Source organism: Microbacterium sp. NPDC058062 (assembly GCF_042885375.1).
GTDB classification, from domain to species: domain Bacteria; phylum Actinomycetota; class Actinomycetes; order Actinomycetales; family Microbacteriaceae; genus Microbacterium; species Microbacterium trichothecenolyticum_C.
In genome coordinates, this window is sequence record NZ_JBHVSC010000003.1 from 379201 (window position 1) to 396440 (window position 17240).

17 protein-coding genes are annotated in these 17240 nt (G+C 71.1%); 1 reads left to right on the plus strand and 16 read right to left on the minus strand.

Annotated elements, in window-relative coordinates:
- Window positions 1-121: 121 nt before the first annotated feature.
- From ACFVSU_RS10960 to ACFVSU_RS11020, 13 genes are all read right to left on the minus strand, one after another.
- Window positions 122-1543, minus strand: coding sequence for a hypothetical protein (locus ACFVSU_RS10960; protein ID WP_387142254.1), 1422 nt, complete (start codon window positions 1541-1543; stop codon window positions 122-124).
- Entirely contained in the window at window positions 1533-2297 is a 765-nt protein-coding gene (locus ACFVSU_RS10965; RefSeq protein WP_375870319.1) for a TIGR03943 family putative permease subunit, read from the minus strand. Before ACFVSU_RS10965 ends, ACFVSU_RS10960 begins: the two co-directional genes overlap by 11 nt.
- The gene (locus ACFVSU_RS10970; RefSeq protein ID WP_387142258.1) at window positions 2290-3354 is read right to left on the minus strand and encodes a permease; all 1065 of its coding nucleotides are present in this window, start codon (window positions 3352-3354) and stop codon (window positions 2290-2292) included. The genes ACFVSU_RS10965 and ACFVSU_RS10970 overlap by 8 nt, the downstream gene beginning before the upstream one ends.
- Window positions 3341-3754, minus strand: a complete 414-nt coding sequence (locus tag ACFVSU_RS10975; RefSeq protein WP_310286721.1) for a transcriptional repressor — start codon at window positions 3752-3754, stop codon at window positions 3341-3343. Before ACFVSU_RS10975 ends, ACFVSU_RS10970 begins: the two co-directional genes overlap by 14 nt.
- A 45-nt stretch (window positions 3755-3799) precedes the next feature.
- Window positions 3800-4663, minus strand: a complete 864-nt coding sequence (locus ACFVSU_RS10980) for a metal ABC transporter permease (RefSeq protein ID WP_045301828.1) — start codon at window positions 4661-4663, stop codon at window positions 3800-3802.
- Window positions 4660-5493, minus strand: coding sequence for a metal ABC transporter ATP-binding protein (locus ACFVSU_RS10985; RefSeq protein ID WP_387142263.1), 834 nt, complete (start codon window positions 5491-5493; stop codon window positions 4660-4662). The genes ACFVSU_RS10980 and ACFVSU_RS10985 overlap by 4 nt, the downstream gene beginning before the upstream one ends.
- Window positions 5490-6473 (minus strand): metal ABC transporter solute-binding protein, Zn/Mn family, encoded by a 984-nt coding sequence (locus tag ACFVSU_RS10990; protein ID WP_387142266.1) that lies wholly within the window; start codon window positions 6471-6473, stop codon window positions 5490-5492. Before ACFVSU_RS10990 ends, ACFVSU_RS10985 begins: the two co-directional genes overlap by 4 nt.
- A gap of 272 nt (window positions 6474-6745) precedes the next feature.
- Window positions 6746-8110, minus strand: coding sequence for a dihydrolipoamide acetyltransferase family protein (locus ACFVSU_RS10995; RefSeq protein WP_387142269.1), 1365 nt, complete (start codon window positions 8108-8110; stop codon window positions 6746-6748).
- Between the two features lie 114 nt (window positions 8111-8224).
- Entirely contained in the window at window positions 8225-9190 is a 966-nt protein-coding gene (locus ACFVSU_RS11000; RefSeq protein ID WP_387143490.1) for an alpha-ketoacid dehydrogenase subunit beta, read from the minus strand.
- Window positions 9191-9246: 56 nt separating this feature from the next.
- Complete coding sequence (locus ACFVSU_RS11005; RefSeq protein WP_387142272.1) at window positions 9247-10377, minus strand: thiamine pyrophosphate-dependent enzyme; 1131 nt, start codon at window positions 10375-10377, stop codon at window positions 9247-9249.
- Between the two features lie 95 nt (window positions 10378-10472).
- Window positions 10473-11561, minus strand: a complete 1089-nt coding sequence (locus ACFVSU_RS11010) for a histidinol-phosphate transaminase (protein WP_387142275.1) — start codon at window positions 11559-11561, stop codon at window positions 10473-10475.
- A gap of 9 nt (window positions 11562-11570) precedes the next feature.
- Window positions 11571-11942 carry a type II toxin-antitoxin system death-on-curing family toxin gene (locus ACFVSU_RS11015; protein ID WP_387142278.1) on the minus strand — a complete coding sequence of 124 codons (372 nt, stop codon included), beginning with the start codon at window positions 11940-11942 and terminating at the stop codon, window positions 11571-11573.
- Window positions 11939-12145, minus strand: a complete 207-nt coding sequence (locus ACFVSU_RS11020) for a ribbon-helix-helix protein, CopG family (protein WP_387142281.1) — start codon at window positions 12143-12145, stop codon at window positions 11939-11941. Before ACFVSU_RS11020 ends, ACFVSU_RS11015 begins: the two co-directional genes overlap by 4 nt.
- A 91-nt stretch (window positions 12146-12236) precedes the next feature.
- Here ACFVSU_RS11020 and ACFVSU_RS11025 point away from each other — a divergent pair, with 91 nt between their 5' ends.
- A complete protein-coding gene (locus tag ACFVSU_RS11025; protein WP_045301844.1) occupies window positions 12237-12626 on the plus strand; it encodes a phage holin family protein in 390 nt (129 codons plus the stop codon).
- Window position 12627: 1 nt separating this feature from the next.
- Here ACFVSU_RS11025 and ACFVSU_RS11030 read toward each other — a convergent pair whose 3' ends face one another.
- From ACFVSU_RS11030 to ACFVSU_RS11040, 3 genes are all read right to left on the minus strand, one after another.
- On the minus strand, window positions 12628-14130 hold the full coding sequence (locus tag ACFVSU_RS11030; RefSeq protein WP_387142285.1) for a hypothetical protein: 1503 nt from the start codon (window positions 14128-14130) through the stop codon (window positions 12628-12630).
- Complete coding sequence (locus tag ACFVSU_RS11035; protein ID WP_387142288.1) at window positions 14127-14429, minus strand: hypothetical protein; 303 nt, start codon at window positions 14427-14429, stop codon at window positions 14127-14129. The genes ACFVSU_RS11030 and ACFVSU_RS11035 overlap by 4 nt, the downstream gene beginning before the upstream one ends.
- Before the next feature lie 139 nt (window positions 14430-14568).
- The gene (locus ACFVSU_RS11040; protein ID WP_387142291.1) at window positions 14569-17187 is read right to left on the minus strand and encodes an ExeM/NucH family extracellular endonuclease; all 2619 of its coding nucleotides are present in this window, start codon (window positions 17185-17187) and stop codon (window positions 14569-14571) included.
- Window positions 17188-17240: the final 53 nt, after the last annotated feature.

Consider the following 17240-nt stretch of genomic DNA (forward strand, 5'->3'; position numbering starts at 1 on the left):
CGCCGAGATGCGTACCGCGCTGGGGTGAGACGCCCGCAATTCGGCCCTGGTCCTCAATTGAGGAGCGCGGGGACGGATGCTGCGCCCCCGCGCCCGTGCGGGCCGCCTGGTCGCGGGCGGGTCAGCGGGGCGGCACCTGGCACCACGAGATCGACGAGCCGTTGAGGGCGACGACGGGGTCGCCGTCGGCCACCTCGAGGACGCGCGTCTCGGGGCGCTTCGGCAGCGGGTGCTGGTAGGTGTCGTAGGAGTTCGTCACGGCGTCAGGCGCCACGAGCACCGCGAGGTAGCGGGCGCTGGGCGACACGCACACCTGGATGACGGCATCCGTGTCGGCGATCTCGGTGAGCATGGTCGTCGCACCGTCGGCGCCCACGTGGGCGACCGAGGTGCGCCCTGTCGGCACGCCGTCGGCGTCGAGCACCGCCGCCGTGCGGATCGTCGAGCCGTCGGGGAGCGGCGTCACCGACGTCGTCCCGCCGAGGTCGACGTCGGGCGCGACGAGGTCCGCCTCGCTCGCGTCGGTGAGGTCGATCACGGTCGCCCGGTCGACCCGGTCCACGACCGCCTCGCTCGAACCGCGGGCGATGCCCTCGATGGTCATCGCGTCGCCGAGCGCGGTCGGCGCGCCGGCCGAGGCATCCGATCCGGTCAAGAGCAGCGAGCCGTCGAACGACAGCAGCAGGATGCTGTCGGTGTCGGGCACGAACCGCCACTCCGCCACGCGGGGGTCGGCACCCTCGACCTCGATCGCCGTCGGATCGGCGCCGGGGTCGCTGAGCGACGCGGTGTAGAGCCGGCTCTCGCGACCGGAGTCGGCGGTGAGCTCGGCGTCCGAGAACGTGTACCCGATGCGCTCACCGCGATCGGCGGTCTGCAGGTTCGACACGAACCCGTCGCCGGGAAGCGGCAGTTCGTGCGCGTTCTCGCCGTCGAGGTCGGTGACGATGAGCCCGGCCTGGTCGTCGTCGGTGCGCACCGAGACGACGAGGTGCTGGGCCGTCGCGCGGAAGTCCTCGATGTGCGCGTGCCGGAACACGGGCACCGCGTTCTGCCCGGTGAGGTCGGTGCGGTAGATGAGGTCGCCCGAGTTCGTGCCGCGCTGCATGAGGAACACCTCGGCCGCAGGCGTCGTGAAGGTCTGCGTGATCGTCGCGGTCGGCCCGCCGCCGAGCGACGCGACATCGTCGATCGTCACGGTGTACTCGGTGTCGTCCCACAGCGGCAGCGTGAAGCGCACGCCGACGCTGCGTCCCGAGGTGTCGACGACGAACGGCGTCTCAGGGGTGATCGTCACCTGCGACGGGTCGACCTCGGCGAGCGACTGCGTCGTGGTCACGATGAGACGGGCGCCGGATGCTGCGGCCGCCGCCTCCGGATCGACGTACGCGTCGGTGACCCGCGGCCCCTGCGCGACACTCGCGGCGGCGCCGGCGAGTCCGAGCACGGCGAGGACGCCCACGACGATCGCGAAGGCTCCGACGAACGCGCGGCCCCGACGACGCCGGGACCGCGAACGACGTGACGACCCGTCAGTACTCATACGGGTCCTCGGGCTCGCCGATCTCCTCGACCGCGGCGGCGTCGACCACGAGCTGCCCGTCCGACGAGGAGCGCACGGTTCCGGTGATCGTGACCCACTGCCCGGTGTCGGGCGCGCTCGCGCCGCTCACGACGGGCAGGCTCGCGGGCTGCGCGTCGATGACGCAGTGCGTGATGACCAGACGCGTGAGATCGAAGGCGCCGTCCTCGCCCGGTGTCACGAAGCCGGTGAGCTCGACGGTCTCGCCATCGAACGCGTCGGGGTTGGTGGCCGTGGCGAACACCGTCGCCCACTCGCCGACGCCGAACGAGGCGGTGTCGCCGGTCGAGGCGAGCTGGATCGTGTCGGCCCCACCGAACAGCGGCGTGGCCCCGACGTCGCGCGACATCGCGAGCTCGGCGCTGAGCGAGGCCGGCGGCAGGACGAGCGTGAGCACGACGACCCCGGATGCCGCCACCCCGCCGGCGACGGTGGCTGCGACGGCGAGCGGGTGCGAGGTGTGGTGGGCGTGGTCCTGCTCCGGCTCTTCCCCGTGGTCGTGGCCGTGGTCGGCTTCGGCGCCGAGCGGGAGGGCGAACGAGGCCACCGCGCCGATCAGCACGAACACCGACATCGACACCGCGAACCATGTCGAGTCGGGGTTGATGTACAGGCCCAGCCGCCCCGTCACCGCGAGGGAGATCGTGAAGACGGCGAGGGCCGCGGCCAGCCCGACCCCGAGCCACCGTGTGCCGACGAACCCTGTCCTACGCAAGGAGGTTCACCGCCGTCCCGATCGCGAAGGCCGACAGCACGACCACCACGACGATGCCGCCGAGGGTGCGCCACGTGAACGTCGTGCGCATCAGCGCGAGCATCTTGACGTCGACGAGCGGCCCGACCAGCAGGAACGCGACGATCGAGCCGGGCGTGAACGTCGAGGCGAACGACAGCGCGAAGAACGCGTCGACGTTCGAGCAGATCGACACCACCATCGCCAGCGCCATCATCGCGACGATCGACAGGGCGGGATTCGCGCCGATCGCGAGCAGCGCCTCGCGGGGGATGAGCACCTGCACCGCGCCCGCGAGAGCCGAGCCGATGACGAGCGCGGGCATCACCGCGCGCAGCTCGATCACGAACTGCGCGAGCGTGCGCCGCCACTTGCCGCCCGGCTCGTGCACCACGAGCTCGCACGTGTCACGGAAGCGGTCGGTCAGCAGGGCGTCGGGAGACGGATGCCGCGAATACAGCCACCCGATGAGGTTCGCGATCGCGTACCCGCCGAGGAGGCGGGCGACGAGGATGCCGTCGCTGAAGCCGAACGCCTGGTGGGTCGTGATGATGACGATCGGGTTCACGATCGGCGCGGCGATGAGGAACGTCAGCGTCTCCGGCACCGAGAATCCGCGCATGAGGAGGCCGCGCGCGAACGGCACGTTGCCGCACTCGCATACCGGCACGATCATGCCGAGGAGCGACAGCACCGCGCGTCTCGCCCACCCTCGCCGCGGCATCCATCGCTCGATGACCCCCGGGGGCACCCACACCTGCACGACGATCGACAGCACCACGCCGAGCGCCACGAACGGCAGCGACTCGATGAGCACGCTGATCGCGAGCGTCAGGCCGTCCTGCGCGCGGGTCGGGAGCGACGCCGGGAACAGCGTCGGGGCGAGCCAGTCGATCAGGAAGAGGCCGGCGACGACGGCGACGCCCACACCGAGCCAGAGCAGCGTGCGGGCCTGCGCGGACGGCTCGAGCCGCGCGGTCGCCGGAGCGTCGTGGCGCTTCGGCGTACCCCGGCGGACGGTAGGGTCAGTTCGCGTCACGCTGGGCATCCCGGGCGGCGGCGCAGTTCGCGCAGAGCCCGAAGATGTCGACGACGTGTTCTGCGTCGCGGAATCCGTGGCGCTCGGCGGTGCGCTTGGCCCACTGCTCGACGTCCGTCGCCTCGATCTCGACGGTCAGTCCGCAGGAGCGGCAGATCAGATGGTGGTGGTGGCCGGTGCTGGAGCAGGCGCGGTAGAGCGCTTCGCCCTCGGGGCTCTGCAGCGAATCGGCCTCGCCCTGGGCGGCGAGCCCGGCGAGTGCGCGGTACACGGTCGCCAGCCCGATGCCGGTGTTCTCGTCGCGGAGGGTGGCGTGCAGCGACTGCGCGCTGACGAATCCGCGGGCGTCCGACAGCGCTTCGCGCACGCGTTCGCGCTGCCACGTGTTGCGCTGGGCCATGGTGGGGAGTCTACCGAGGCGTCCTGTGCGTCGCCCGGGCGCGGGTCAGGCCGCGACCCTCGTGACGCGGTCACGGCGGGCGCCGACGACGCGGCACACGACGTAGATCAGGAACGAGATCGTCGTGATGTACGGACTCACGGGAAGGGTGCCCATGATCGCGAGCAGGATGCCGCCCACCGCCGATACGAACCCGAACAGCGCCGACAGCAGCGGCACCGACAGCGGGCCCGACACGATGCGCATCGCGGCGGCGGCGGGGGTGACGAGGAGGGCCATCACGAGCAGCGCGCCGATGATGTGCACGGCCACGGCGACGATGAGCCCGAGCAGCAGCATGAACCCGAGCGAGACCGCGGTGGTGGGCACACCGCGCGCGGCGGCGGACTGCGGGTCGAGCGAGTCGAACCGCAGCGGGCGCCAGATGAGCAGCAGCCCGAGCAGCACGACCGCCCCGATGCCGATCAGCCAGCCGAGCTGGCCCGTCTGCACCGACACGATCTGGCCGGTGAGCAGGCTGAACCGGTTGGCGCTGCGGCCGTCGTAGAGCGACAGGAACAGGATGCCGAGACCCAGCCCGAACGGCATCAGCACGCCGATGATCGAGTTGCGGTCGCGCGCCTTCGCCCCGAGCACGCCGATGATGGCGGCGGCGATGAGCGAACCGACGATGGACCCGGTGACGACGTCCCACCCGATGAGGAGCGCCGCTGCGGCGCCGGCGAACGACAGCTCGCTGATGCCGTGCACCGCGAACGCCATGTCGCGCTGCATGACGAAGACGCCGACGAGCCCGCCCACGAGCCCGAGGACCGCGCCCGCCCACACCGAGTTCGACACGAGCGCGAGGATCTCGCCGTAATAGGGCAGCCCGCCGAACATCGCGTCGGCGATGTCGTTCCAGTTCATTCGTGCGCCCCGTGGTCGTGATGGTGATGGGATGCCTCGGCATCGGGGGCCCCGACCACCACGAGCCGGTCGCCCGCCCGCAGGACGAAGACGTGCGCGCCGTACAGCGCCGTGAGCACGTCCGAGCGGAGCACCTCCTGCGGCGTGCCGAGGGTGAACCGTCCGTTCGCGATGTACAGGATGCGGTCGACCTTGCCCAGGAGCGGGTTGATGTCGTGCGTGACGAGCAGGACCGCGGCATCCTTCTCGCGCCGATGCCCGTCGATGAGCCGGATCACCGCCTGCTGGTTCGCGAGGTCGAGGCTCGTGAGCGGCTCGTCGCAGAGGAGCAGGCGCGGGTCGTCGGCGAGCGCCTGCCCGGCACGAAGGCGCTGCTGCTCGCCGCCCGACAGCAGGCCGACGGGGCGGTCGGCGAACTCGCGGGCGCCGACCGCGTCGATGAGGGCGTCGACGCGGGCGCGATCGCCGCGGCGCGGGATCGGGAAGCCGAAGCGGTGGCCGTCGACGCCGAGCGCCACGAGGTCGCGGCCGCGCAGCGAGGTGTCGCGGGGCAACGGCCGCGCCTGGGGGATGTATCCGATGCTGCGGCTGCCCTTGTGGGCCACCGGCTCGCCCTCGACGGTGATCTCGCCGTTCGAAAGCGGCTCGAGGCCGAGGATCGCGCGGAGCAGCGTCGTCTTGCCGGAGCCGCTCGGCCCGAGCACGGCGACGAGCTCGCCGGCGTGCACATCGAGGTCGAGACCCGCCCACAGCTCCCGGTCGCCGCGCTGGAGCGCGGCGTCCCGGATGCTGAGGATGACGGGGCGAGAGCCCGCGGCGGCCGGCGTCACGCGTCCAGCGCTGCGTTCAGCGCCTCGATGTTCGCCTGCATCCACGAGACGTAAGTCTCCCCCTCCGGAAGCGTTTCCGAAAATGCGATCACCGGGATGCCGAGCCCGTCGGCCTCGTCGACGATCTCCTGCGTCTCCGCGCCGCCGGTCTGCGTGTTGGTGATGACCACGCGCACGTCGCCGCCCTTCACCAGCGCGAGGGATTCGAGCAGGGTCGCGGGCGCGACATCCTGTCCCTCTTCGACGGCCTCGCTGAACTTCTCGGGCGTCGCGTTCTCGAGTCCGGCCGCCTGGATGAGGTACACCGGCACGGGCTCGGTCACGAAGACCTTGTCGCCCTCGTGCGCCGCCGCGATCTCGTCGAGGGACGCCTCGAGTCCGTCGATCTCGCTGTAGAACGCCTCGGCGTTCGCGGTGAAGGTCTCGGCGTTCTCGGGGCTGAGCTCGCCGAGCTCGGTCGCGATGGCCTCCGCGACATGCGCGATCGTGTGCGGGTCGTACCAGACGTGCTCGTTGAAGCCCTCGACGTGCTCGTGGTCGCCGTGATCGTGGGCGTGATCCTCGGCGCCGTCGCCGCTCTCCTCGTCGTGACCGCCGTTCTCGGGCCAGTCGTGCGAGTACTCGACCGCGGTGACGACCGGAGCCTCGGTGCCGCTGGACTCGATGAGCGCGTCGATGAACGCGTCGTAGCCGCCGCCGTTCTCGATGACGAGATCGGCCTTCGACACGGCGAGCTGGTCGCGCGCGCTCGGCTCGAACGAGTGCGGGTCCTGCGACTCGTTCGTCACGATCGACGTGACGTCGACGAGGTCGCCACCGATCTCCTGCGCGATCTGCCCGTACACGTTGGTGGAGGCGACGACCGCGATCTTCCCGTCGCTCGTCTCGTCACCGGCGGCCGTTCCCGCGCATCCGGCGAGGACGAGGGCGGATGCTGCCGCCAGGCCGAGCACGGGCAGGGAACGTCGCAGGGAGGTCATGCATTCGACCCTAACGCTAATGAGAATCGTTCTCAAATCCCTTTCCCCGAAGCCGCCCGCCGTCGAGCTTGCGATTCCCGCGGCAGTCGCAGCCCTGCGACACCCGTTCCTCAATTGAGGACCGTTGCTGAGTTGCGGAGCCCGCGGTCTCGATCGCTCCGCACCCCGGCTCAGGTCCTCAGATGAGGAGCGGATGCTGCGGCCCAGGCCCCGAGGAACGACGAAGCGCCGCCCGGCACAGAGCCGCGGCGGCGCTTCGGTCACACAAGAGCTCAGTCGAGGAGCAGCGCGGGCTCCTCGAGGATCGACGCCACGTCGGCGATGAAGCGCGACATGCCGTCGCCGTCGACCACGCGGTGGTCGAACGAGCCGGCGACGGTCGTGACCCAGCGGGGACGCACCTCGCCGTCGACGACCCAGGGCTTCTGGCGGATGGTGCCGAGCGCCACGATTCCGGCCTCGCCGGGGTTGATGATCGGGGTGCCCGCATCCATGCCGAAGACGCCGATGTTCGTGATGGTGATCGTGCCGCCGTGCTGGTCGGCCGGGGTCGTCTTGCCCTCGCGCGCCGTGAGCGTCAGCTTCTCGAGCGCGCGGGCGAGCTCGCGCATCGACAGATCCTGCGCGTCCTTGATGTTGGGCACGAGCAGGCCGCGCGGGGTCGCGGCGGCGATGCCGAGGTTCACGTAGCGGCGCACACGGATCTCGGCGCCGTTCTCGGCATCCACCCACGCCGCGTTCACCATCGGGGTGCGCCGGGCCGCCCAGATGACGGCGCGCGCCATGATGAGGAGCGGCGAGACCTTGATGTCGGCGAAGTCCGGCGAGGTCTTCAGGCGCTTGACGAGCTCCATCGTGCGGCTGGCGTCGACGTCCGTCCACACCGAGACGTGCGGGGCGGAGTACGCCGACTGCACCATCGCCGACGACGTCGCCTTGCGCACGCCTCGCACCGCGATGGTCTCCTCGCGGCCGGCCGCGTCGGGCGCGGGCGTCGACGGTGCGACGGTTGCGGGACCCGGCGCGGGCGCGGGCGCGGAGACAGGGATGGTCTCCTCGCGCACGTCGCCCCACTCGGGCGTCTCGATGTTGCGGAAGACGCTGGCCTGCGACGCGTGCCGCACGACGTCCTCGCGGGTCACCTCGCCGGCGGGGCCGCTGGGCGCGACGGCCGAGAGCTCCACGCCGAGGTCGCGCGCGAGCTTGCGGATCGGGGGCTTCGCGATGACGCCGACGGATGCTGCGACCCGCTCCTCGGCCGGAACCGCGGGCTTGCGCCGCCGCGACTGGACGTGTCCGCCCGTGCCGTAGCCGACGAGCACCGCACCCTCGCCGGCGGCCTCGGCGGGCTCGCCGTGCTCGGACTGCCCGACGGTGGCCGGGGGCGCAGCATCCGTCGCCGAAGCGATCGTGATGATCGCGGCGCCGACGTTCACGGTCGTGCCCTCGGCCGCGAGCAGCTCGCCCACGGTGCCGGCGAACGGCGAGGGCAGCTCGACGAGCGACTTCGCGGTCTCGATCTCGACGAGGACGTCGTTGACGGCGACGCTGTCGCCGGGGCCGACGCGCCACTGGACGATCTCGGCCTCGGTGAGGCCTTCACCGACATCGGGGAGGACGAACGTCTGGGTGCTCATGCGGAGCTCCTTTCGATCCCGCCCTTTTCGCGAGAGTACAGCTGGTCGCCGAGAGGTGGGGAAGCAACCCGCATCTCGGCCACCAGGTGTTCTCTCGCGGTCAAAGGGTGGAGGTCAGTAGGCGAGGGACCGGTCGACGGCCTCGAGGATGCGGTCGGCGTCGGGGAGATACGACCCCTCGAGCTTGGCCGGGGGGAACGGAGTGTCGAAGCCCGACACGCGCAGCACGGGGGCCTCGAGCGCGTAGAAGGCGCGCTCCATGACGGTCGCGGCGACCTCGGAGCCGAGCGAGGTGAAGCCCGGCGCCTCCTGCGCGTAGACCATGCGGCCGGTGCGGCGGACGGAGTCGAGGATGGGCCCGTAGTCGACCGGCGAGAGCGAGCGGAGGTCGATGACCTCGATGCTGGTGCCCTCGGCCTCGGCGAGCACGGCGGCCTGCAGCATCGTCGTCACCATCGCGCCGTGGCCGACGAGGGTGATGTCGGTGCCGCGACGGACCACGCGGGATGCGTGCAGCGGCAGGGCGCGCGCCGACGTGTCGACCTCGCCCTTCTGCCAGTACTTGCTCTTCGGCTCGAGGAAGATCACCGGGTCGGGCGAGGCGATGGCGTCCTGGATCATCCAGTAGCCGTCGTTCGGCGTCGACGGGCTCACGACCCGGAGGCCGGCCGTGTGCGTGAAGTACGCCTCGGGGCTCTCCTGGTGGTGCTCGACGGCGCCGATGTGCCCGCCGTACGGGATGCGGATGACGACCGGCATCTGCAGCGCGCCCTCGTGGCGGTTCGTGAGCTTGGCGAGCTGCGTCGTGATCTGGTCGAACGCCGGGAAGACGAACCCGTCGAACTGGATCTCGACGACGGGGCGGAAGCCGACCATCGCGAGTCCGATCGCGGTGCCGACGAGCCCCGACTCCGCGAGCGGGGTGTCGAGCACGCGCTGCTCGCCGAACTCGGCCTGCAGGCCCTCGGTCACGCGGAAGACGCCGCCGAGCTTGCCGATGTCCTCGCCCATGAGGAGTACCCGGTCGCTGCCGGCGAGCGCCGCGCGAAGTCCGGCGTTGATCGCCCGGCTGAACGGCATGGTCTGCACGGCGGGGGCCGTCGTCTCGGTGGCCGCGGATGCGGTGGTCGAGGTGCTCACGATGCGCCTCCTTCGAAGGATGCCTCGTAGTCGGCGAGCCACTGCCGCTGCTCGTCGATCAGCGGGTGCTGCTCGGAGTACACGTGCGCGAACATGTCGTCGCGCTCGAGCCCGCCCAGAGCGTTGGTGCGGGTGCGGACGTCGTCGGCGAGCGCCTGCGACTCGGCCTCGACGTCGGCGAAGAACGCCTCCGAGGCGCCGCGCCCGATGAGGAACGCCTTCATCCGCGCGATCGGGTCGCGGCGGCGCCACGACTCCTCCTCGTCGGAGGTGCGGTACTTGGTGGGGTCGTCGCTCGTGGTGTGCGCGCCGAGGCGGTAGGTCATGGCCTCGATCGCCTGCGGTCCGCCGCCGGCGCGCGCCTCGTCGAGTGCGGTGCGCGTCACGGCCCAGCTCGCGAGCACGTCGTTGCCGTCGATCAGCGTGCTCGGCATGCCGTAGCCCTCGCCGCGCTTGTACAGCGGCGAGCGCGACTGCGTCGCGACAGGCACCGAGATCGCCCACTGGTTGTTCTGCAGGAAGAACACCTCGGGCGTGCGGTAGCTGTTCGCGAAGACCATCGCCTCGTGCACGTCGCCCTGGCTGGAGGCGCCGTCGCCGTAGTAGACGATGACGGCCTCGTCGCGGTCGAGGTCGCCGGTGCCGCAGCGGCCGTCGAAGACGAGACCCATCCCGAAGCCCGTGGCGTGCAGCGTCTGCGACCCGAGCACGAGCGTGTAGATGTGCGTGTTGCCGTTCTTCGGGTGGGTCGGGTCCCACCCGCCGTGCGTCAGTCCGCGCATCACGCGGATGATGTCGATCGGGTCGACGCCGCGGATCTTCGTGACCACGTGCTCGCGGTACGACGGGAAGAGGTGGTCCTGTGCGCGCGCCGCGCGGGCCGAGCCCACCTGCGCGGCCTCCTGCCCGTAGCTCGGCGGCCAGAGGGCCAGCTGCCCCTGCCGCTGGAGGTTCGTCGCCTGCACGTCGAACGCGCGGATGACGGCCATATCGCGGTAGAACGTCTCGAGGTCGGCATCGCCGAGACTCTCGACGGCCTCCCGATACGGTTCGGCGGCAGGGCTCGGCGCGAACGTTCCGTCCGCCTCCAGAAACCGCACCAGGGCGTGATCGTCGACCGGGGTCATGAATTCACGCTATCTCTCCGTGCATGCGCGATTCTGCATGCGTTCGACAACGGTTGTTGAGATCCACCGCACGCGATCGACAACCGCACCGGCAGTCATCCCTCGCCGCGGGCGGCGACCGTCGCCGCGATCCGCAGCACCTGCTCGACGGATTCCTCCTCGCCGACCGAGATCCGGATGCCATCCCCGGCGAACGGCCGCACGATCAGTCCGGCCTCCTCGAAGGTCGCCGCGAACGCCATCGTGTCGTCGCCGGTAGGCAGCCACACGAAGTTGCCCTGCGCGACGGGGACGGCCCACCCGGCCTCGCGGAGGCCCGCCGCCAGCCGGTCGCGACGATCGGCGATCACGTGGACGCGCTCGAGCAGCTCGTCCTCAGCGTCGAGGCTCGCGAGCGCGGCCTCCTCGCCGTGGGCGGTCACCGACAGCGGGATCGCGGTGCTGCGGGCGGCGTCCAGCACGCGAGGGTGTCCGATCGCGTACCCGACGCGGAGCGCGGCGAGACCGTACGCCTTCGAGAACGTGCGGAGCACGACGACGTTGGGCCGGTCCGACCCGCCGAGCACGCGCAGCCCGTCGACCGACTCGGGGTCGGTGACGAACTCGGCGTAGGCCTCGTCGAGGATGACGAGCACGTCGGACGGCACCTTCTCGACGAAGGCGTCGAACTCGGCCTGCGTGACGATCGGTCCGGTGGGGTTGTTGGGACTGCACACGATGATCGCGCGGGTGCGGTCGGTGATCGCCGCCGCCATGGCGTCGAGATCGTGGCGGGCGCCCTCGGCGAGCGGCACCTGAACGGCGGTGGCACCGGCGACGACGGCGAGCCAGGGATACGCCTCGAACGAGCGCCACGCGTAGATGACCTCGTCGCCGGGGCCGGACGTCGCCAGCACGAGCTGCGCGAGGATCGAGACGCTGCCGGCACCGATGTGGACGGAGTCGGCGCCGACGCCGAACCGCTCGGCCAGCCGCTCGCGCAGCCGTGCGGCCGTCGCATCCGGGTATCTGTTGAGCGCTGACGCGTTCCGCACCCGCTCGAGCACTCCGGGCAGCGGGTCGAACGGGTTCTCGTTGCTCGACAGCTTGAACGCGTCTGCGCCGGCCTGCCGGCCCTGCTTGTACGGCGGCAGGGCGGCGACCTCGGGGCGCACGCGGACGGGGATCTCGGGAGCGTCGGTCACGCCCCGAGTCTACGAGCGGGGGATCAGATGCGCCTCCCACGTCCGGCCCGGGGACTCCAGGTCGACCCGGCCCTCCGCGACACCCACCACGAGGTCGAACCCCTCGTCCGCGGTCATGTCGTGGCGGTACCCGTTGACCCAGAGGAACGTCACCGCGAGCGTCCAGCCGCTGCGCTTGTTGCCGTCGACGAACGGGTGATTGCGCACGACGCTCTCGAGCAGCGCTGCGGCCTTGAGACTCAGCGAGGGGTAGGCGTCGTCTCCGAAGAGCGTGGTCGCCGGCCGCGCGAGCGCCGATGCGAGGAGCCCGGCGTCTCTGATGTGGAATCCCAGTCTCGACGAGATGTGGAGGGCGTCGTCGAGGGTCAGGAACTCGGTCATGCGTCTTCGAGCCGGCGGAGCAGCTCGGCATCGTGACTGAGCACGAAGTCGACGGCCTCGTCGACGGCCCCGCGCCGGCCGCGTCGGGCGATGATGAGCTCCACGCCTTGGAGCACCAGCGCGTGCTTCGAGACGTGCTCCGCCTCGGCGATCGCGTCGAGCGCACGGTCGAGTTCTTCGGGGAGCCGGAGAGTCATGGGCATGGCCTCAGGGTAGGTCGATACCAATTCGGTATCAAGAGCATCGGATTGCGGCTACCGGCCCGCGCGAGGGCCGTGGAAGACTGGGCGGACTATGGGCTTCCTCATCCGCGTGGTCATCAACGCCTTCGCGATCTGGGTCGTCACCCTGATCCCGGCGCTCCAGGTCTCGGTCATCCCGTTCCCGCCGGGCGAGACGCTCCAGCTGATCCTGACGCTGCTGATCGTCGCCGCGATCTTCGCGCTCGTGAACACGATCATCGGCACCGTCATCAAGGTGCTGGCGTTCCCGCTCTACATCCTGACGCTGGGCCTCATCGGCCTCCTCATCAACGCGTTCCTGCTGTGGCTCACCGCGTGGTTCACGAGCTTCTGGAACTGGGGCCTGCGGGTCGAGGACTTCTGGTGGGGCGTCGTCGCGGCAATCATCATCACCCTCATCAACTGGGTCGTCGGCATCATCATCCGCCCGCGCAAGGACTGACTCACCCCGCACCGCGAGTCGCCGCGTACTCGGTCACCTCGACCGATTCGGCGCGCGCGAGCTCGGCGAAGACGCCGCGCAACGCGTCGATCCGCGGGTCGGTCGAGGCATCCACCAGAGCCGCGGTCTCGGCGTAGGCGTTGAGCCGATGCGCGGGCAGCCGGGGCTCGTCGGTGCCGACGTCGGGATCGAAGACCCGCTCCGCGACGAAGCTCCCAGGTGCGCCGACCGCGGCGGCGTGACCGCCGCCCGCGAGGCCGGCGACCGGGTCGTCGGTGTGCCGCAGCGTCACGCTGAGGGTGCCCGATCCGACGTCGGTGTCGACGGGCGACCCGATCGAGACCAGCGTCTGCGTGTCGTAGCCGCCCTCCAGCGCGAGGTGCCCGGCGATCATGGCGCCCTGCGAGAACCCGAAAAGGTGGACGGCGTCGCCCGGCTGCACGCCCGCCTGGGCGAGCGCCGCCTGGGTGGCCGTGTACGAGTCCGACCTCTGCCCCGCGTACAGCTCGACGTTGGAGGCGTTGTCCCAGGGTTCCTCGCCTCCGACGTCGAACGACTGCATGCCGGCGAGGTACACGGCGTACTGCCGCGACCCGTCGGGCATCGTGTATCGCTCGACGCGCACTCGCGAGTCACCGGCCCCCGGCATCCGGTCCGTCACGGCGGCCAGGCTCTGCGGCGCCACCGATGCGGGCGACCGCGACGGCGGGGACGCGGCGACGCCGGCTGAGGTCGCGCCCGCCGGCGGGCCGGCTGCGACCGGGGTCACCGTGACCGGCCCCGCCGTGCCCGAGAGCCGCGCGTCTCGGGACAGCAGGCCGGCGCCCGAGAGCCCCACGACCGCCGCCCCGCCCAGGGTGAGCAGCCCCGCCGCACAGCCGACCACGACCGAACCGGGGTCGCTGACCTCGCCACCGACCGCCACGCCCCACTGCGTCGCCTGACGGACGAGCTCCGACGGCCACATGACGGTGCGCTCGAACTGCGCTCCGAGTGCCATGCGCCACGCGTCGGGGTTCGCGTCGACGAGGGCGGTCATGCGAGCGTCGAGGCGCTGCGCGCGGTCGGTGTCGCCCGAGAGCACGGCGGCGCGGTGCGCGACCTCGATCTCCACCATCTCGTACGCCCAGCCGGCCTGCCTCAGTGCCGCGGCGATCTCGTCGGCCTCGATCTGCACCGCGTCGAGCTTCGCGGCGAGGACGGATGCTGCGGCCCGCGCTTCTGCCGTGTACTCGGGGTGCGCCCCCAGCTCGGCGCGGAGCGCGCGCAGTCGCCGGCCGATCGAGGCGAGCTCCTCCCGGGATGTGTCGAAGCGGACCGCCGCCGCCGAGAGCGTCGCGGTGTCGACGGCGACGGCGCCCCCGCCGCGGATCTGCAGGCCGTCGTCGACGCGCGGCCAGTGCTCGGCGAGGAGGCCGATGGCGCCCTCGTTCGGGCCGAGGCGCCCCACCTCCGGCGCCAGCTCGGGATCGAGGAGGTTCGGGCCGGGCTTCGTGTCGCTCATCGCGCCGCCCCCGGGAAGAGGCCGGGGAAGGAGCCCGCGAACGCGGCGCGGTCCTGTGCCCGGGAGACGTCGTACCGGGCCGTCTCGGCCAGGCACGCGAGGCCGGACACGTCGCTCGCCCACGACGTCGCCCGATCGTGGAACGCGGTGGCGGCCTTCGCCTGCCAGTCGACGGCGTCGGCGAGCCCGCGGGCGACGAACGCGGCATCCGTGATCCGGTCGATGATCCGCGCGAGCTCGCGCGCGACCTGGGCGAGATGGTGAGAAGCCGCGTCGGCGGCCGGTTCGAGCAGTGTCACCCGTCGATCGTCGCGGGGAGCGACCTTCCCGCGGCCGCGCGAGCGACGATCTGTTCACGGCGCAGCGCCCCACCCCGGATGTGGAGGAGGGGCGCCGCTCCGCTCGGAACGACGCCCCTCCGGGCGGAGCGATCGCGGGCTACTTGCCCACGACCACCTCGACCGTGTCGGCCCTGGTGTTGCCCGCAGCATCCGTCGCCGTCCAGGTGAAGCGGTAGACGGCGCCCTTCGCGGCCTTGACCGTGAACGTGTCGTCGTCGACCTGGGTCCACGACGCCTTCGCGCCCGAGACGCTCACGTCGGTGAGTTCGACGGTCACGTCGCCGCGGTCATCGGCCGCGTCGATCGTGAACTCCACCGTGCGCATCTTGTTGTTCGGCGGCCAGATCAGCTCCGGGTCGGCCGTCACCTCGATGGTCGGATCCGTCGTGTCCGGCGGCGTCAGGTCGAGCCCGACGATCACCGGGTCGTGGTCGCTCGAACGGTAGGCGTCCGGCGCATACAGCGCATCCTGGGCCGGGAGCTTGAACGACATGTCGTAGTCGATCAGGCTCGGCTCGTCGGAGTTGATGTGCCACGACGCGACCCCCGACACGTCCGCGGTGAGCGCGGGCTGCGCGAGCGCGTAGTCGAGGTAGCCCAGCTGGCCGTCGAAGATGTACGAGTACGCGTGCTCGCCGTTGAACTGCTTCTCCAGGTCGGTGAAGCCGCCCGCGACGAACGCGTCGATCGAGTCCTCGTGGTCGTACGAGTTCAGGTCGCCGATGACGATCGCACGACCGTCGGGAGCCACCGTCTCGTTGAGCCACTTCGTGAGCGCCGTGGCGGCCGCCGTGCGCGACGCGCTGCAGTTGCCCTGGCCGTCACCGAGGTCGGGGCTCTCGGAGCATGCCGAGCCCTTCGACTTCAGGTGGTTGACCGACACCACGAACTCCTCGCCCGTCTCGGTCGACGCGAATCGCTGCGTGACCGCGGGGCGGTGGCGCGCGTCCGACCAGGTCGGGTCGACCGCGCTCGTCATCAGCTGGTACGCCCCGACGGGGGTCACCGTCGACGGCTTGTAGATGACCGCCGTGGTGATCGCGTCGGTGCCGATCACGCCGGTGGTCACCGGCACGTACGTGCCCGCGCCCACCTTCGCGTTCAGCGCGTCGGCCAGCGCCTGGACGGCGGTGCCGTTGTTCTCGATCTCGAGGAGGCCGAACACGTCGGCGTCGATCGCGGCGAGCGCAGCGACGATCTTGTCCTGCTGGCGCTGGAACTCCTCGGCCGTGTCCGCACCTCGGTAGTAGTCGTCGTCGTTCGAGTTGGTGGGCGTCGGATCGATCGAGGTGAAGTAGTTCAGCACGTTGAAGCTCGAGATCTTCAGGTCGCCGCCCACGTCGGGCACGCCGGTCCGCGCGTTGGCGACGGTGAAGTCGGCGCCCTCGGTCGGCTGGACCCCCCACGTGTCGAAGCGGTAGTCCAGGATGCCGGTGGCGTTCTGGACGAGGTCGCCGCTGCGGAACGAGTGGTCGAGCGTGAAGACCGCGCCATCCGGGTGGATGGCCGGGTCGGGGTTCTGGCTGCCGCGGCCATCGTCCAGCGTGATGCTGTTCTCGAGGTTGGCGGCGGCGAGCGCGTTGGCCGCAGCCCCCGGCTCGACGACCGCGGTCGGCGTGTCGAGGCGGCCGTTGGTGAGGGTGATCGTGCCGAAGCGGCCGTACTCGAACGTCTCGCCGATCGCGAGGTTCTGCGGCAGCGTCACGTACATGCCCTCGAGCGCCTCGCGCTGCGCGTTCGTCGCCGGGAGGGTGAGCGGCGTCGCCGTCGGCAGCGCCTGGTCGGTCGCGCACACCTCGACGTCGGCGGCCACGACCTGCGTGAGGCCGAAGAACTCCGCGACCTCGCCCGCGACGCTGACGCTGTCGCCCACGTCCACCGGCGCGCCGCCCGGCGCGTAGACGAAGATGCCGTCGGAGGTCGCGGCGTTGCCGTCACCCGCGTCCTGCACGTAGTACCCGTCGAATCCGCCGGTCTGGAAGTCGCCGACGACGACGCCCTCGATCAGCACGTCCTGTCCCTGGATCGGGGACGCCGCGCCGGAGCCCTGGACGGAGCCGATCGTCACGGGGGTCGCTGCGCAGTCCGCCACGGGCCCGGGATCGGGGTCGGGCGGAGTCAGGTGCCAGCCGAGGCCGTCGAACGTGTCGTTGGCGAAGCCGGTCCATTCGACGGCGGGATCGAACGCGTCCGACCCGTTCGTGTCGCCCTGCACGATGTTCGCATTGCGGCGCAGCGTGTTGTCCATCGTCGACGCGAGCCCGGTGCCCCACTGGGAACCGGGGTCGACGCCGATCTGACCGATGACGTCGACGATCTCGGTGCCCTTGACCAGGGCGACGGCGTCATTGCCGTTGAAGAGCCCGAGGTTCGCCGACTGGTCGGCCTGGGCCAGGATGGCAGCGTTGGCGAGCGCGTGGGAGAACACGAAGACATCCCCGCCGGCGACCGTGCCGGTGAGGTTGATCGTCAGGCTGACGGTGGCGCTGCCGTTGGAGTACTGCTGCAGCTTGTATCCGGCGGCGGCGAGGTCGACCGCCGTCGTGCCGGGGTTGTAGACCTCGATGGCCTTGTTGTTCGACGAGCCTTCGACGTACTCGCTGATGAACAGATCACCGGATGCTGCGGCCGCGGGCGCGGCGAATGCCACGACTCCTCCGGCGGCGAGCGCCGCTGCTGCGATCGCAGCGGCGATGGGACGGGGTGCTGGGGACACGAAACCTCCACAGGATGACGGCGGTCTGTGGACCGCGTGGGGAAGGACAGCCT

Bases quoted from the DNA above. Each gene is read 5' to 3' on its own strand.
- ACFVSU_RS10960 (WP_387142254.1), bottom strand. From the start codon at position 1,543: ATGAGTACTGACGGGTCGTCACGTCGTTCGCGGTCCCGGCGTCGTCGG.
- ACFVSU_RS10975 (WP_310286721.1), bottom strand. From the start codon at position 3,754: ATGGCCCAGCGCAACACGTGGCAGCGCGAACGCGTGCGCGAAGCGCTG.
- ACFVSU_RS10980 (WP_045301828.1), bottom strand. From the start codon at position 4,663: ATGAACTGGAACGACATCGCCGACGCGATGTTCGGCGGGCTGCCCTAT.
- ACFVSU_RS10990 (WP_387142266.1), bottom strand. From the start codon at position 6,473: ATGACCTCCCTGCGACGTTCCCTGCCCGTGCTCGGCCTGGCGGCAGCA.
- ACFVSU_RS10995 (WP_387142269.1), bottom strand. From the start codon at position 8,110: ATGAGCACCCAGACGTTCGTCCTCCCCGATGTCGGTGAAGGCCTCACC.
- ACFVSU_RS11000 (WP_387143490.1), bottom strand. From the start codon at position 9,190: ATGCCGTTCAGCCGGGCGATCAACGCCGGACTTCGCGCGGCGCTCGCC.
- ACFVSU_RS11005 (WP_387142272.1), bottom strand. From the start codon at position 10,377: ATGACCCCGGTCGACGATCACGCCCTGGTGCGGTTTCTGGAGGCGGAC.
- ACFVSU_RS11015 (WP_387142278.1), bottom strand. From the start codon at position 11,942: ATGACCGAGTTCCTGACCCTCGACGACGCCCTCCACATCTCGTCGAGA.
- ACFVSU_RS11020 (WP_387142281.1), bottom strand. From the start codon at position 12,145: ATGCCCATGACTCTCCGGCTCCCCGAAGAACTCGACCGTGCGCTCGAC.
- ACFVSU_RS11025 (WP_045301844.1), top strand. From the start codon at position 12,237: ATGGGCTTCCTCATCCGCGTGGTCATCAACGCCTTCGCGATCTGGGTC.
- ACFVSU_RS11030 (WP_387142285.1), bottom strand. From the start codon at position 14,130: ATGAGCGACACGAAGCCCGGCCCGAACCTCCTCGATCCCGAGCTGGCG.